The sequence below is a fragment of the Citrobacter sp. MGH110 genome (genome assembly GCF_001037515.1).
In the GTDB taxonomy this organism is placed as follows: domain Bacteria; phylum Pseudomonadota; class Gammaproteobacteria; order Enterobacterales; family Enterobacteriaceae; genus Citrobacter; species Citrobacter portucalensis.
Window position 1 is genome coordinate 2,454,730 of sequence record NZ_KQ089830.1, and the last position, 16,309, is coordinate 2,471,038.

Below are 16,309 nucleotides of genomic sequence, written 5' to 3' on the forward strand. Positions count from 1 at the left end.
TGCCATTTTCAATGGTAAAAACACGTTGAGGGTGAAATGGGGACAAGCGGGAAGGATTTCAAGCGGAAGCCGCCGTCGCGGCCTCCGTTTGTTCAGAATTTAATCTTGTGTCGCCCTGCCAGAGAGTGCGACAGCGTGGTGCCATCGACCATTTCCAGCTCGCCGCCTACCGGAACGCCATGGGCGATACGGCTGGCTTCAACGCCATATTGCATGCAAAGCTCAGCAATATAGTTGGCGGTCGCCTCTCCTTCGACCGTGGGATTGGTCGCCAGGATCAGTTCGTTGATGTGCTCAGACTCCAGTCGCTGTTCGAGACGATCCAGCCCGATATCATCAGGGCCAATACCGTCCAGCGGCGACAGGTGTCCCATCAGCACGAAGTAACGTCCGGAAAACTGCCCGGTTTGCTCAATGGCGTAGATGTCCGCCGGACTCTCCACCACACAAATCTGACCGTTTTCCTGGCGACGCGGGTTCGAGCAAATGTTGCAGACGTCTTGCTCTGTGAAGGTGCGGCAATCGGCACAGTGGCCGATTTCCGACATTGCCTTCGTTAACGCCTGTGCCAGACGCATCCCGCCGCTGCGATCGCGCTGAAGCAGCGTGAACGCCATGCGCTGCGCCGACTTCGGGCCAACGCCCGGCAGACAGCGCAGTGCTTCCATAAGCTGAGTTAACAGCGGGCTGGTTTGCATCAGAACGGCATCTTAAAGCCAGGCGGCAGCTGCATTCCGGAGGAAACAGAGGCCATCTTCTCTTTCTGCGTCTCTTCAATGCGACGCGCCGCGTCGTTGAATGCCGCAGCAACCAGATCTTCCAGCATCTCTTTGTCGTCTTCCAGCAAGCTTGGATCGATCTCCACGCGACGGCAGTTGTGCGCGCCGTTAATGGTCACTTTTACCAGACCCGCGCCAGATTCGCCGGTCACTTCCAGCTTGGCGACTTCTTCCTGCATCTGCTGCATTTTTTCTTGCATCTGCTGGGCCTGTTTCATCAGGTTACCCAGACCGCCTTTACCAAACATAGGCTTCTCTCTCAATCACGTTAAGGGATGACGACCGTCAAACCATTAGGCTCACGATCAAATGGGGCGAATACTCTCTTCGTCCAGCTCCGCATCGAAAAAACGACGCAGCGTCTGGATGTTATTATCCGCAATAATCGACTCACGCGCCTGCGCGAGTTTCTCTTCATAAATGGCCTGACGCCACTCCAGCGGCGTACGCACCGCTGGATTATCATCTTCAACGATGGTCAATTCAACCGTTGACCCCGTTAAGGAACTCAGTGCTTCAGCCAGTTTTTGCTGCGCGCCGCTGGAATTTAGGTGCCGCTGCGTGGAACGCAGGTGCAGGCAAACTACGTTGCCATTCTCTTCTTTCCAGGCATTAAGCGCTACCTGCTCCACCAGTTTAGGCAGCGAGAGCTGACTCACCTGGGCGGCCCACGGGTCACGTTCAATGGCTTCAGCCGCAAGCTTTGCCGCCAGTTCCGGCGTTTTTTCATGCTCAAGCGCTTTTTTCAGCGCTTTCGGCGTGGCAACGACTTCTTTAACTTCTGCAACAGGATTGGTCGCTTTCCAGCGATACGCTTCTTTCTTCGCCGGTGCTTTTTCCAGCGCAGAGACCGCCGGACGCGCCTGAACACGTTCCGACACCGAAGCCAGTCTTTCCAGCGCAGCATTATTCACCGGCCGCGCGCGGGAAGCGGCTGCCGGTTCACTCTTTTTTGCTTTGGTTGCTCCCTGAGCGCGTTGCAACTGACTACGCGCCGCCAACACCTGACTGGTGGCATCGGAGAGCGGCACATTCTGTTGCTGTTGTGCAGGCGCAGGCTGCTGCTGCACCTGCGTCGGGGTCATCACCGCAGTGGGTGCGACCGGGGCAAACGACTGTCGTGGAACTTCAGGTTCCGGGAGCGGCATGCGCGGATGAAAAGCCAGCGCACGCAGCAGCGTCATTTCGACGCCCATTCGCCTGTCCGGTGCATACGGCAGTTCTTTGCGGCCGATTAACAAAGTCTGGTAGTAAAGCTGCACATCGGTTGGCGGAACAATTCGCGCCAGTTCACGCATACGCTGTTCAATGGCGGCCATATCGCTGCCGAGCGCGGCAGGCGAAAGCTGAACCATGGCAATACGATGCAGCAAAGCCGACATCTCAACCAGCAGCGCTTCCCATTCGATACCGCGCGCGGCGGCGTCGTTTACCAGCGCCATAACGCGTTCGCCGTCCGCAGCCACAACCGCTTCAACGAGCGAGAGCGCCTGGTCGTCGTCCAGCGTGCCGAGCATGGTGCTGACCGCCTCGGTCGAGACCTGACCATCGCCGCTGGCGATCGCCTGATCGGTCAGGCTCAGAGCATCACGAAGGCTGCCGTCCGCGGCGCGAGCCAGCAGTTGCAGTGCACGTGGTTCATGGGCGATATGCTCTTCTTTGAGGATATGCTCAAGCTGATGACGAATCTGTTCGACATCCAACGCTTTAAGATGGAATTGCAGACAGCGCGACAGGATAGTCACCGGCAGCTTCTGCGGATCGGTAGTCGCCAACAGGAACTTAACGTGCGCGGGCGGCTCTTCGAGCGTTTTCAGCAAGGCATTAAAACTGTGGCGCGACAGCATGTGCACTTCGTCGATCAAGTAGACCTTGAAGCGACCGCGCGCAGGCGCATACTGGACGTTATCCAGCAGGTCACGGGTGTCTTCGACTTTGGTGCGTGAGGCGGCGTCGATTTCAATCAGATCGACAAAACGCCCCTGCTCGATTTCCCGGCAATTATCGCACACGCCGCACGGCGTAGCGGTGATACCGGTTTCACAGTTTAATCCCTTCGCCAGTAAGCGGGCGATAGAGGTTTTCCCGACGCCACGGGTGCCGGAAAACAAATAAGCATGATGAATACGCCCTAACGACAAGCCGTTCGCCAGTGCCGTCAGCACATGTTCCTGGCCGACGACGTCAGCAAAGGTTTGTGGGCGCCATTTTCGGGCTAAGACCTGATAACTCATTGGCAGGCTCTGAAAGGCTGGAGGGTGGATTCACAGGGGGATAATGCTAACACAACCTCGCAGCGACGGCGAGGTTGACACGTTATATTCGGGCGTTATCGTTGCAGTCAGTTTGGTTTCGGGCAGCGCACAGAAACCGGAGCGTACACGCAGTACGTGAGGATTTCGAGCACTGACCGGGGCCAAAATGGCAAAAAAGATAGCCCTAAATTAGTGGCCCGGGAATGGAACCAGGCTATAACAGGTCAGCCCCTGTTTTTCCAGACGCTGTTCGCCGCCCAGATCAAACAGGTTAATGATAAAAGCAGCATCGGTAACTTCACCACCCAGACGGCGGATCAGCTTCACGGTCGCTTCAATCGTGCCGCCAGTTGCCAGCAGGTCGTCCACAACCAGCACTTTATCGCCAGGTTTGATGGCATCAACGTGGATTTCCAGCTGATCGGTGCCGTACTCCAGCTCATAGGTCTCAGCAATAACTTCACGCGGAAGCTTACGGGGTTTGCGTACCGGAACAAAGCCGACGCCCAAACCCAACGCTACCGGCGCGCCAAACAGGAAGCCACGCGCTTCGGTGCCAACCACTTTAGTGATACCCGCATTTTTGTAGCGTTCAACCAGCAATTCAATGCTGAGGGCGTAGGCTTTCGGGTCTTCCAGTAAACTGGTGACATCACGAAAGAGAATGCCCGGTTTTGGGTAGTCGTGGATGCTTTTGATGCTATTTTTGAGAAACTCAAGCTGCTGTGCTGTCGCGGTCATAAGTTTGTGCCTGATTAATACAGTATTACTTCACGGCGCACTAAACACTTCATCCTCGACGAATCTTGAATGATTTTGTGTCTATATAAGAGCCAAGGTTACACTTGCTTAACCTTTGACCACCTGCGCCTGTGCTCGAAAACGGTCGAATTTACTGGCTGTGAGAGACAATTGCAACAGCGATTATTGCGCTTTACTGCTTTTGTTGTTTTTCATCAATCACCGGGATCCGCCACATAAAAATCAGTAAACAGGCGAGAATAACCAGCAGCAGGCCGCGTACCCACATCATATTGACCAGCCACAGTGAAATACCAAACGTCACCAGGATCAACAAAATAGCGCGCGGTTTTGCTCCCGGCGGCATCGCACGGTGTTTTTGCCAGTGGCGCAAATACCCGCCGAACCACGAACGGTAAAGCAACCAGTCGTGAAAACGCGGCGATGAGCGGGCAAAACACCAGGCAGCCAGCAGTATAAACGGCGTCGTCGGCAACAGAGGCAATACAACGCCCAGCGTACCTAGCACTACCGCTATCCAGCCAATGATGATTAGAATAATGCGTTGCATAATATGAGTACTTAACACAGAGAATCGCTACTTTAGCATAACGGTTCTCATTTTCATCGGAGTGTTGTTGTGAAAACCGCCATGCTGTTACAGACGCTCGAAAACCAGCTTAACCGCTTGCGACAACATTGCGCCCCGCTGGCGCACCACACAACGCTTAGCGCCCGCTTTGACAGGCATCTGTTTCACACGCGCAGCACGTTGCTGCTGGCCTGTCTGGATGAGGCTGACGATAATCTTACTGCCCTGCGTCGCGCCGTTGAGCAGCAACAACTCCCACAAATCACCTGGCTTGCGGAACACCTTGCCTCACAGTTAGAGGCGATTTCACGTGAAACCGCCAGTTGGTCCCTTCGAGAGTGGGACAGCGCTTCTCCAGGTCTGGCGCGCTGGCAGCGCAAGCGGGTCCAACATCAGGAATTTGAACGCCGTCTGGTTGAAATGACGCGTGAACGCAAAGAGCGCCTGGCTCAGGCTACCGGCTTTGAAGAACAGCAAAAACTGCATCGTGAAGTAGAAGCATTCGAGGCGCGACTGGCGCGCTGTCGCCATGCTCTGGCAAGAATAGAAAACGTGCTGGCGCGTTTAACCCGTTAATCCCCGGAGAATTTATGTCATTAGAGAACGCCCCGGACGAGGTCAAACTGGCCGTCGATTTGATTGTTTTACTTGAGGAAAATCAGGTTGCGCCTGAAACCGTACTGAAGGCGCTGGAGATTGTTAAACGGGATTACGAAAAGAAACAGCTCTCTTGTTCAAAAAACGCGATATAGCTGGAATGCCTGAAAGCGTTGCACTTATCAGGCCTACGAATGAATCGAAGCTCGCAGGCCTGATGAGTTTTTCTATTAACCTACCGAAGGCGTCGGATCATCACCTTTAATGATGTCACGCTTAACCTCGGTCACGGTATCACCTTTCGCGTTATGCAGGTGCACTTCGAGCTGGTTAAAGGCGATATCAATGTCGTTTTCACGGCACAAACGATCGACCGCACGGTTCAGTTCATCAACCGTGTGGCTACGATCGCGCAGTTCACGCACGTATAAACGCAGTTCATGATCCAGCGTGCTGGCACCGAAGGCGGTAAAGAACACCGCAGGCTCTGGATCGTGCATCACTTTCGGGTGTTCCATCGCCGCCTGCAGCAGCACTTTCTTCACTTTATCCAGATCCGAACCGTAGGCCACGCCGATGCGGATCACCAGACGCGTGGTGGTATCGGAAAGCGACCAGTTGATCAAACGCTCCGTCACAAATGCTTTGTTCGGGATGATCACCTCTTTGCGATCGAAGTCGGTAATAGTGGTGGCACGGATACGGATCTTGCTGACCGTTCCTGAGAACGTACCGATAGTCACGGTATCGCCGATGCGGACCGGGCGTTCAAACAGAATAATCAGACCCGAAACAAAGTTACCGAAGATTTCCTGCAAGCCAAAACCAAGACCAACCGACAGGGCTGCTGCCAGCCACTGTAGCTTATCCCATGAAACACCGAGCGATCCGAAGACCGTCATCGCGCCGATGGCGATGATCGCGTAGTTAAGGATCGTGGTGATCGCATACGAAGCGCCCTGACGCATCTTCAGTCGCGACAGCACCAGCACTTCCAGCAGGCCGGGTAAGTTACGGATCAGCGCCCACGCGACCATTGAGGCAATAATCGCAAACAGCAGGCTGCCCATGGTGACGTCTTTCACCACCGCAGCTCCCGCTTCGGTGCCGTTGTAATGCCAGAGCGTAATGCTATCGAGATAACTGAACACGGTAATTAGATCGGACCAAATTGCCCAGAACAGAATACCAAACAGCGCAACCATCACCAGCATTGTTATACGCAGCGTTTGCTGGTTAACCTGCTCAAGCGCAATGGTCGGTTCTTCCTGCGGCTCGGCTCCTTCCGCCCCTTCTTTCACCAGGTTCTGACGACGCGCTAAGGCACGGCGCCAGGCGATACGACGTGCCGCCACGCTCAATCCACGCAGTACCGTCTGATACAGCAGGTTCCAAAGGATAACCAGATAGACCGTTTCAATCCAACGACCGGCCAGGCGCAACGTGGTGTAGAAATACCCTGTCGCCGTCAGCACCATTAATGCAATCGGGATAATTGAGAGGACAGTAATGGTAACCAGACGCAAGCCATGCGACTCTTTGTCGCGCCAGCTTTCACGACACATTGGCCATACCAGGAAGGCGATCAGCAGCAGGTTGAGGAAAATAACTACCTGACCCAGCACATCATCCATCAAATTAAGCGGCGACAGCTCAGCAATGACCGACCAGAAGTTGAGCGGTAACAGCGCCAGGCTAATACGCACGATCTGGCGGCGCCAGTGGCTTGTCTGTTTCGCTGGCATACCAAAATGACGAATTGCCACGCCATCTTTTTCCAGCACCTTCCAGCACAGACCAAACACCAGCCAGAAGACTGTCATCTTCTTACTGAACGCCCACAGCAGATCGCTGATATTCAACTGCATGGTAAGCAGAATCAGGCCCAAGGCGAGGATAATCAGGCACGCAGGTAACGCTCGGATCAGATCGATCAGAATCGCTTTTGGTGTATTGAGCTGACTGTCATTACGCAGGTTCCCTACTGCGGCGGCTAATTTCGCCTGATACTCTTTCAACCATTTCAAACGCCAGCGGATTAACCCGGCAATAAGCAGTAGTGGCAGCCCCGCCAGGAACGCAATAAAGACGGCGGGCCAGGCTTTTTCCCAGTTCACCGTGATTTTCATCGACTTAAACTGGTCTTTTAGCGTTTGTGGGAAGGCTTTGATCCAGTCCCAGTCCATCGGACGGTTACTATTAACCCAGAAGATTTGCTGCGTGAGGATCCCTTTCAGGTTCTTCGACACGCTCATTAGCTGCTGTTGATTGATTTGCAGGTTAATTGCCATCATCAACTGGTTGCCCAGCTGCTTGTTCAGCTGATCCAACAGTTCACGGCGCATATCCACAACCTGCAGCAGGGCATCATGGACTTCACCATTCACTTCGTTGCTGTGCCCTTCTTCCAGTTTGGCGACAAACGCATCGTTCTGGAATAGCGCATCACGCTGCTGGTTTATCTCAAACTGTTCCAGACGCAAATCGGCGATCCGGTTGGTCATATCGGCAAGTTCATCCGCCGACGGCAGCGTTTGTTGTTGCTGATACAGAATACGCGACAGCAGCAGGCTGCCTTTCAGGACAGCAATCTGTTCTTTAATGTTGCGTTCGGATTGCAGCGCGCGGTCAAGCCAGTTTTTGACTTTGATATTCTGCTGCATCAGGTTGTTGCCGTTTTCGGTCGCGGCTATCAGACGCTGACTTAGCTGATGGTTAACGTCCAGTTCCTGCTTCACTAACGGATTTGACTGAATACGCTCGGCTTCATCCGGCGTTACCGCTTCCTGAGCTGTCTTTTCGGTTAACGTCAGTCGTTTGCTGTTCACCGCTTCTTGCAGAAGCTGGAGCTGATGTTCAAGCCGGTTACTGTTAGCTGTTACGTAATCACGTTGTTTTTGCAAGGTATCCTGCAAAACAGTATTACCTTCGAGGCTCTTACGCTGTTGGTCGATCTGCGCACTCAGCAGCGCCTGCTGTGCCTGCAGCAACACCTGCTGGCTGGGGCGTAACGCAGCCTCTCCCACATTGTTGCCATCGAGTCGATTACGAATTTGCTGCATTTGCTGCGACGCGGTGTACATCGCATTCTGCACACGCTCTGGCTGCGTCTGGAGCGACACCAGTTGGCTGTTATAAGCGGCAAGATCGTTTTGCGCACTTTGCAGGTCATCCAAAACCTGTGCCACGCGCGACTCAAGCTGTCGCAAGGAGAGTGTACTCAGCGTTTTTCGCGTTTCATCGTCGTTATCGACATCGCTGAGCGAATTCAGCGCATCCGTCGCCTGACGCATTTTCTCCGGTGCCTGGGCAACTTTCTGGCGAAGCTGTACGGTCTCATCTTTCACGCGATCGATTTTATCCAACGTGGCGATGGTATCGATGAGATCCTGTTGGACCAGCTTATCCTGCGCGGAGAGATCTTTTTGTTTACTCAGTGCGTCCAGTTGGCTCTGAATATCCGCTTTCGTCGGCAGTTCACCACTCTGTTGCGCCCGCGCAAAAGCAGACGACTGGCAAGATAGCAAGAGAATGAAGAAAAGAATGGTAATAGCAATAAGATGCTGTGAACGTTTATAGAGCTGCAACATAGTCATGAGAATGAACGTTTCTGAACCGGAAAAGTGACCGAAAATAGTCAAGCGGCAAGAATATCACGGCTGTGACCGGTAGAATAGCAGCAGGCAAAACGACCAGGAGAATTCCTGGTACAGGCCCAAAACGTTTAGTGGATTTCCGCCACGCCAAGCCGCAGAGTTGGGCACATAAGGCACATCTCCAGCAGCACAGCCACGTATTCCCGAGCTTCTTTTTTCAGATCAAACGAGTCGGGGGCAAATAACCAGTTTTCTATGATTCCGGTAATATAGCTACGCAACAAGACCGCCACGCGACGGGTGTTCAGGTTTTCCGGCAGCATATTGGCATCCATACAGTGTCGCAATGTTTGTTCGATACGATCGTAATTTTCAATACAAAGATGGCGTTGAGCTAACTGAACAGAGGCCATTTCCCCGACAAATTCGCATTTGTGGAATATAATTTCCAGCAACAAACGTCGGCGTTCTTCTGTCACGGTAGCTTCAAGAACGTAAATTAAAATTTCTCTTAATACTGATAGTGGATCGTCGGGGAATTTTGCCTGATACTCAGTCTCTAACTCATCAATGTTAGGTTTTGCTAGCTCCCAGATTTCACTGAATAAATCCGACTTGTTTTTGAAATGCCAATAGATTGCGCCGCGCGTGACACCAGCGGCTTTTGCGATCTCCGCAAGCGAGGTGGATGATACCCCTTGTTGCGAAAACAAATGCAGAGCAACATCGAGAATATGCTGTCGTGTTTCCTGTGCTTGTTGTTTGGTTTTTCGTGCCATATGTCAGTGAATTTACAGGCGTTAGATTTACATACATTTGTGAATGTATGTACCATAGCACGACGATAATATAAACGCAGCAATGGGTTTATGGGCTTTAAGCCATTGATCAATTTGAAATCGGACACTCGAGGTTTACATATGAACAAAAACAGAGGGTTAACGCCTCTGGCAGTCGTTCTGATGCTCTCAGGCAGCTTAGCGCTAACAGGATGTGACGACAAACAGGCCCAACAAGGGGGCCAGCAGATGCCAGAGGTTGGAGTTGTTACGCTCAAAACTGAACCTCTACAGATAACAACTGAGCTTCCGGGTCGCACCAGTGCGTTTCGCATTGCAGAAGTTCGTCCTCAGGTTAGCGGTATTATCCTGAAGCGTAATTTCACGGAAGGTGGCGATATCGAAGCGGGTGTATCTCTCTATCAGATTGATCCTGCAACTTACCAGGCCGCTTATGAAAGCGCAAAAGGCGATCTGGCCAAAGCACAAGCCGCAGCAAATATCGCTCAACTGACGGTTAAACGTTATCAGAAACTGTTGGGTACCAAGTACATCAGTCAACAGGACTATGATAGCGCGCTGGCAGACGCACAGCAGGCAAACGCCGCCGTTGTCGCCGCGAAAGCCGCGGTAGAAACTGCACGCATCAATCTGGCCTATACCAAAGTGACGTCGCCGATCAGCGGCCGCATTGGTAAATCATCCGTTACGGAAGGTGCTCTGGTGCAAAACGGTCAAGCGACCGCGCTGGCGACCGTTCAACAGTTGGACCCGATCTACGTGGACGTGACGCAGTCAAGCAACGACTTCCTGCGCCTGAAACAAGAGCTGGCCAACGGCACGCTGAAGCAAGAGAACGGCAAAGCGAAAGTCGAACTGGTGACCAACGACGGCATTAAATACCCGCAGTCCGGTACGCTGGAATTTTCTGATGTGACGGTTGATCAAACCACCGGTTCTATTACGTTACGCGCCATCTTCCCTAACCCGGATCACACCTTACTGCCGGGTATGTTCGTCCGCGCACGTCTGGAAGAAGGGATTAACCCAACGGCATTACTGGTTCCGCAGCAAGGCGTTACCCGTACACCGCGTGGCGAAGCCAGTGCATTGGTTATCGGTGCAGACAACAAAGTGGAAACTCGTCAAATTGTCGCGGCACAAGCGATTGGCGATAAATGGTTAGTCACTGATGGACTTAAGCCGGGCGACCGCGTGATTGTTACTGGACTGCAGAAAGTACGTCCTGGCGCGCAGGTAAAAGCGCAGGAAATCACCGCTGATAACAACCAGCAAGGCCAAAGCGGTAGCCAGCCTGAACAGTCCAAGTCTTAACTTAAACAGGAGCCGTTAAGACATGCCTAATTTCTTTATCGATCGCCCAATATTTGCGTGGGTGATCGCCATTATCATCATGTTGGCAGGGGGGCTCGCGATCCTCAAATTGCCGGTAGCGCAATATCCAACTATTGCACCGCCAGCAGTGACGATCTCCGCGACCTACCCTGGCGCTGATGCCAAAACAGTACAGGATACTGTTACGCAGGTTATCGAACAGAACATGAACGGTATCGATAACCTGATGTACATGTCCTCTAACAGTGACTCCACGGGTACCGTGCAGATCACCCTAACCTTCCAGTCTGGTACTGATGCGGATATCGCGCAGGTACAGGTGCAGAACAAACTGCAGCTGGCCATGCCGTTGCTGCCTCAGGAAGTACAGCAACAAGGGGTTAGCGTTGAGAAGTCATCCAGCAGCTTCCTGATGGTTGTCGGTGTTATCAACACCAACGGCACCATGACGCAGGAGGATATTTCCGACTACGTTGGCGCCAACATGAAGGATGCCATCAGCCGTACTTCAGGTGTGGGTGATGTTCAGCTGTTCGGTTCTCAGTACGCGATGCGTATCTGGATGGATCCGAACAAACTGAACAACTTCCAACTGACGCCGGTTGATGTAATCAGCGCCATCAAAGCGCAGAACGCCCAGGTTGCAGCCGGTCAGTTAGGTGGTACGCCACCGGTGAAAGGCCAGCAGCTTAACGCGTCAATCATCGCGCAAACCCGTCTGACCTCCGCTGATGAGTTCAGCAAAATTCTGCTGAAAGTGAATCAGGATGGTTCCCAGGTTCGTCTGCGTGACGTGGCGAAAGTGGAACTGGGCGGTGAGAACTACGACATCATTGCGAAGTTCAACGGTAAACCGGCATCCGGTCTGGGTATCAAGCTGGCGACAGGTGCTAACGCCCTGGATACAGCAAACGCTATCCGCGATGAACTGAAGAAGATGGAACCGTTCTTCCCGTCAGGTCTGAAGATCGTTTACCCGTATGACACCACGCCGTTCGTGAAAATCTCTATTCACGAAGTAGTGAAAACGCTGGCGGAAGCAATCATCCTCGTGTTCCTGGTAATGTATCTGTTCCTGCAGAACTTCCGCGCGACGCTGATTCCGACTATCGCCGTGCCGGTGGTGCTCTTGGGTACGTTTGCCGTCCTTGCGATTTTCGGCTTCTCGATAAACACCCTGACGATGTTCGGGATGGTGCTCGCCATCGGCCTGCTGGTGGATGACGCCATCGTTGTGGTCGAGAACGTTGAACGTGTAATGGCTGAGGAAGGACTACCGCCGAAGGAAGCAACGCGTAAATCAATGGGCCAGATTCAGGGCGCACTGGTGGGTATCGCGATGGTACTGTCAGCGGTATTTATCCCAATGGCGTTCTTCGGGGGTTCTACCGGTGCAATTTACCGTCAGTTCTCCATCACCATTGTTTCCGCGATGGCGTTGTCTGTACTGGTGGCATTGATTCTGACCCCTGCCCTGTGTGCGACCATGCTCAAACCGATTGCTAAAGGCGATCACGGAGAAGGCAAAAAAGGCTTCTTCGGCTGGTTTAACCGCATGTTCGATAAGAGTACGCACCATTACACCGATAGCGTAGGCGGTATTCTGCGCAGCACCGGTCGTTATCTGGCGCTGTATCTGATCATCGTCGTGGGCATGGCCTATCTGTTCGTTCGTCTGCCAAGTTCGTTCCTGCCAGACGAAGACCAGGGGGTATTCCTGTCTATGGCTCAGCTGCCAGCGGGTGCAACGCAAGAGCGTACCCAGAAGGTGCTGGACGAAATGACGGATTACTATCTGACCAAAGAAAAAGCGAACGTTGAATCGGTGTTTGCCGTTAACGGCTTCGGTTTTGCAGGTCGTGGTCAGAACACCGGTATCGCATTCGTCTCTTTGAAAGACTGGAGTGAACGTCCAGGTAAAGAGAACAAAGTTGAAGCGATTACTCAGCGTGCAATGGGCGCATTCTCGCAGATCAAAGACGCGATGGTCTTTGCCTTTAACCTGCCAGCGATTGTGGAGTTAGGGACCGCGACCGGTTTCGACTTCCAGTTGATTGACCAGGCAGGTCTGGGCCATGAGAAGCTGACTCAGGCGCGTAACCAACTGTTTGGTGAAGTCGCGAAGCATCCTGATCTGTTGGTCGGTGTTCGTCCTAACGGTCTGGAAGATACGCCGCAGTTCAAGATCGATATCGATCAGGAAAAAGCGCAGGCTCTGGGCGTTTCCATTAGTGATATTAATACAACGCTGGGTGCAGCATGGGGCGGAAGCTACGTGAATGACTTCATCGACCGTGGTCGTGTGAAGAAAGTTTACGTCATGTCTGAAGCGAAATACCGTATGTTGCCGGAAGATATTGGAAACTGGTATGTCCGCGGCAGCGATGGACAGATGGTACCGTTCTCCGCCTTCTCTACCTCACGTTGGGAATACGGTTCACCGCGTCTGGAACGCTATAACGGTTTGCCTTCCATGGAAATCTTAGGTCAGGCCGCTCCGGGTAAAAGTACCGGTGAAGCCATGGCCATGATGGAGCAACTGGCCAGCAAACTGCCATCCGGTATCGGTTATGACTGGACCGGTATGTCCTACCAGGAACGACTGTCCGGCAACCAGGCCCCTGCCCTGTATGCCATTTCACTGATCGTCGTGTTCTTGTGTCTGGCAGCGCTGTACGAGAGCTGGTCAATTCCGTTCTCCGTAATGCTGGTTGTACCGCTGGGTGTTATCGGTGCATTGCTGGCAGCAACGTTCCGCGGCCTGACCAACGACGTTTACTTCCAGGTAGGCCTGCTCACAACCATTGGGTTGTCGGCGAAGAACGCGATACTTATCGTCGAATTCGCCAAAGACTTGATGGATAAAGAAGGTAAAGGTCTGATAGAGGCGACGCTGGACGCAGTACGCATGCGTTTACGTCCAATCCTGATGACGTCACTGGCCTTTATTCTGGGCGTAATGCCGCTGGTCATCAGCTCCGGCGCAGGTTCCGGTGCACAGAACGCCGTTGGTACTGGCGTAATGGGCGGGATGGTGACGGCAACCGTGTTGGCGATCTTCTTTGTTCCGGTGTTCTTTGTGGTGGTACGCCGCCGCTTTAGCCGCAAAAATGAAGATATTGAGCATAGCCACTCAGTAGAGCATCATTGATACATCTCTAAAGATAAGGCCGCGCAAGCGGCCTTTTTTCTGGAAAAATCATAAAAATCACTTATTGCCATTCCGTTTATTTTCTATCGGATAAATAAGCGATATAATCCTTGCAGCCTTAAAGGCTATTCTTAAAAAAACAGCGAGAGTTCTTATTTACTTTAATAAATATTAAGATTAATCCTATCCACTGGTTCACATTGTCGGTTGTTGCCTTTCGTTGCTAAACCTAAACAAGATAACCCGATGATTGCCCGAAGAATAAAGAAATTGTCCCATTTCGAATAGCGGCATTTATCTGTTAAAATGTAAAAATGACTTAGCATCATAATTTTACATAATTGTAATTTTTCGTGATATGACGATGAAATCTTTTTTAGAGTAGATTATAGTTAAATCATCAGGAGTCGCGGGCAAGTTCCAGGTAGTTGTTGTATCCATCCCGAAAGGTGTTCGGTTAGTTTAAGCCACTAAGAAGGGGATGCGTTATGGATGAATACTCACCCAAAAGACATGATATCGCGCAGCTTAAATTTCTCTGCGAAACTCTGTATCATGACTGTCTTGCAAACCTTGAACAAAGTAACCATGGCTGGGTTAATGACCCTACCTCTGCAACCAGCTTGCAGCTCAATGAACTGATAGAGCATATTGCAACCTTCGCACTTAATTATAAAATTAAGTACAATGAGGACAATAAGCTGATCGCGCAGATAGATGAATACCTGGATGACACTTTTATGTTGTTCAGCAGTTATGGTATTAATACGCAGGATCTGCAGAAATGGCGGAAGTCAGGTAATCGACTGTTTCGCTGTTTTGTCAATGCCACCAGGGCTAATCCTGTTAGTTTGTCTTGTTAAAAATTATTACAATCATAGGTAAGAGTTATGTCCGATAAACCATTAACTAAAACAGATTATTTGATGCGCCTGCGACGTTGCCAGACAATTGATACGCTAGAGCGCGTTATTGAAAAAAATAAATATGAATTGTCCGACAACGAACTGGCTGTATTTTACTCAGCAGCAGATCATCGCCTTGCTGAATTGACCATGAATAAGCTTTACGACAAGATTCCAACTTCTGTTTGGAAATTCATTCGCTAATTGCACTCAAGGTTAAGTCAGGTATAGCGGTACCGTTGTCTGGCTGACCATTTTCGTATTTACAATGGTTATTTAATTCAAATCGCGTGACTATGATCACAGCAAAGGAGCGGGAACGTTCCCCTTGTTTGCATTACGTTTTACTGTGCTGAAATAACCTTCAGTACACAGGGAATTCGTAATGCGTAATGAAAAGCAAAAAATGATCGCCGGCGAATACTATCGCCCGGCAGATGAAATGCTGCGCAGTGACCGACTACGCGCTCGTCAGTTGATCCATCGCTACAATCTCACCGCTCCCGATGAAAAAAATGAGCGTCAGGCAATCCTGCACGATCTGTTAGGTCAGAGTGAGGGAGCCTATATTGAACCCTCTTTCCGTTGTGATTACGGTTATAACATCTATCTTGGTAAAGACTTTTACGCTAATTTCGACTGCGTTATGCTCGACGTTTGTCCAATTCATATTGGCGACAACTGCATGCTGGCACCAGGCGTTCATATCTATACCGCGACCCATCCGCTGGATGCTACCGAGCGCAACAGTGGCCTGGAGTTCGGAAAGCCCGTGACTATCGGCAATAATGTCTGGATAGGTGGCCGTGCAGTGATCAATCCCGGCGTCACGCTGGGCGATAACGTGGTTGTGGCATCAGGCGCAGTGGTCACTAAAAGCGTCCCGGCAAACACCGTGGTTGGGGGCAATCCCGCAAGGATCATCAAAACGCTGTGATCTTAAATGTAACTGTTATGCTAAATTGCGGTTAATCTGTTACTTTCTTCAAAGGGTATCCCCTTTTAAAATAGGGCGATCCCTCCTGAATTTTGCAGATATCACGAAGGCAAGAGATGACAGAAATACAGCGCCTGCTTACTGAAACAATCGACGATTTAAATATTCGAGAGAAGCGCGACAACAAACCGCGCTTTAGCATCAGCTTTATTCGCAAACACCCAGGGCTGTTTATCGGCATGTATGTTGCGTGGTTTGCCACGTTGGCGGTGATGCTACAGTCAGAAACGTTAGTCGATTCAGTATGGCTGCTGGTGGTGCTGTTCGTTGTACTCAACGGCTTTTTCTTTTTCGACGTTGCGCCACGATACCGCTTTGAAGATATCGACGTTCTGGATTTTAGAGTTTGCTATAACGGAGAATGGTACAACACTCGCTTTGTCCCCTCCTCTCTCATCGATACTATCCTGCATTCACCGTCCGTGGATAGCGAACATAAAGCACAGCTGCAAAAGATGATATCGCGCAAAGGCGAACTCTCGTTTTACGATGTCTTTACGCTTACCCGCGCCCAGACCAGCCAGTAACGGCATCTCAGCACAGATAAAAAAGTGCGTTCCT

At 51.5% G+C, this 16,309-nt stretch carries 15 protein-coding genes and 1 other annotated feature; of the genes, 8 read left to right on the top strand and 7 right to left on the bottom strand.

The window, feature by feature from the left end:
• Positions 1-92 precede the first annotated feature (92 nt).
• From recR to SK38_RS11710, 5 genes are all read right to left on the bottom strand, one after another.
• Complete coding sequence (recR, locus tag SK38_RS11690) at positions 93-698, bottom strand: recombination mediator RecR (RefSeq protein ID WP_032942553.1); 606 nt, start codon at positions 696-698, stop codon at positions 93-95.
• Positions 698-1,027: a YbaB/EbfC family nucleoid-associated protein gene (locus tag SK38_RS11695; protein WP_003021764.1), complete on the bottom strand. Its 330-nt coding sequence runs from the start codon at positions 1,025-1,027 to the stop codon at positions 698-700. The genes recR and SK38_RS11695 overlap by 1 nt, the downstream gene beginning before the upstream one ends.
• Positions 1,028-1,084: 57 nt before the next feature.
• On the bottom strand, positions 1,085-3,013 hold the full coding sequence (dnaX, locus tag SK38_RS11700; protein WP_003831049.1) for a DNA polymerase III subunit gamma/tau: 1,929 nt from the start codon (positions 3,011-3,013) through the stop codon (positions 1,085-1,087).
• Positions 1,688-1,752 (bottom strand) — a sequence feature (DnaX frameshifting element). It overlaps the preceding gene by 65 nt.
• A 210-nt stretch (positions 3,014-3,223) precedes the next feature.
• Positions 3,224-3,775 carry an adenine phosphoribosyltransferase gene (gene apt, locus SK38_RS11705; protein ID WP_003021759.1) on the bottom strand — a complete coding sequence of 184 codons (552 nt, stop codon included), beginning with the start codon at positions 3,773-3,775 and terminating at the stop codon, positions 3,224-3,226.
• Positions 3,776-3,968: 193 nt separating this feature from the next.
• Complete coding sequence (locus SK38_RS11710) at positions 3,969-4,346, bottom strand: DUF454 family protein (protein WP_008783969.1); 378 nt, start codon at positions 4,344-4,346, stop codon at positions 3,969-3,971.
• Positions 4,347-4,415: 69 nt separating this feature from the next.
• Here SK38_RS11710 and priC point away from each other — a divergent pair, with 69 nt between their 5' ends.
• The gene (gene priC / locus SK38_RS11715) at positions 4,416-4,943 is read left to right on the top strand and encodes a primosomal replication protein N'' (protein WP_048235962.1); all 528 of its coding nucleotides are present in this window, start codon (positions 4,416-4,418) and stop codon (positions 4,941-4,943) included.
• Between the two features lie 14 nt (positions 4,944-4,957).
• Positions 4,958-5,119 carry a pleiotropic regulatory protein RsmS gene (rsmS, locus tag SK38_RS24010; RefSeq protein WP_008783967.1) on the top strand — a complete coding sequence of 54 codons (162 nt, stop codon included), beginning with the start codon at positions 4,958-4,960 and terminating at the stop codon, positions 5,117-5,119.
• Between the two features lie 75 nt (positions 5,120-5,194).
• On the opposite strand, the gene mscK is transcribed toward rsmS, so the two are convergent.
• Complete coding sequence (gene mscK / locus SK38_RS11720) at positions 5,195-8,560, bottom strand: mechanosensitive channel MscK (protein ID WP_048235963.1); 3,366 nt, start codon at positions 8,558-8,560, stop codon at positions 5,195-5,197.
• Between the two features lie 128 nt (positions 8,561-8,688).
• Positions 8,689-9,339, bottom strand: coding sequence for a multidrug efflux transporter transcriptional repressor AcrR (gene acrR, locus SK38_RS11725; RefSeq protein WP_048235964.1), 651 nt, complete (start codon positions 9,337-9,339; stop codon positions 8,689-8,691).
• Between the two features lie 141 nt (positions 9,340-9,480).
• Between acrR and acrA the strand changes: the two genes are divergently transcribed.
• From acrA to SK38_RS11755, 6 genes are all read left to right on the top strand, one after another.
• Positions 9,481-10,674, top strand: coding sequence for a multidrug efflux RND transporter periplasmic adaptor subunit AcrA (gene acrA, locus SK38_RS11730; RefSeq protein WP_048235965.1), 1,194 nt, complete (start codon positions 9,481-9,483; stop codon positions 10,672-10,674).
• 22 nt (positions 10,675-10,696) lie between these two features.
• Positions 10,697-13,846, top strand: a complete 3,150-nt coding sequence (gene acrB, locus SK38_RS11735) for an efflux RND transporter permease AcrB (RefSeq protein WP_008783964.1) — start codon at positions 10,697-10,699, stop codon at positions 13,844-13,846.
• Between the two features lie 488 nt (positions 13,847-14,334).
• Positions 14,335-14,709: an Hha toxicity modulator TomB gene (gene tomB, locus SK38_RS11740; RefSeq protein WP_003021733.1), complete on the top strand. Its 375-nt coding sequence runs from the start codon at positions 14,335-14,337 to the stop codon at positions 14,707-14,709.
• A 27-nt stretch (positions 14,710-14,736) separates the two neighbouring features.
• Positions 14,737-14,955, top strand: a complete 219-nt coding sequence (locus tag SK38_RS11745) for an HHA domain-containing protein (protein WP_002892050.1) — start codon at positions 14,737-14,739, stop codon at positions 14,953-14,955.
• A gap of 181 nt (positions 14,956-15,136) precedes the next feature.
• Complete coding sequence (maa, locus tag SK38_RS11750; RefSeq protein WP_008783963.1) at positions 15,137-15,688, top strand: maltose O-acetyltransferase; 552 nt, start codon at positions 15,137-15,139, stop codon at positions 15,686-15,688.
• Between the two features lie 116 nt (positions 15,689-15,804).
• Positions 15,805-16,275 (top strand): YlaC family protein, encoded by a 471-nt coding sequence (locus SK38_RS11755; protein WP_020996574.1) that lies wholly within the window; start codon positions 15,805-15,807, stop codon positions 16,273-16,275.
• The last annotated feature ends 34 nt before the right edge of the window (positions 16,276-16,309 follow it).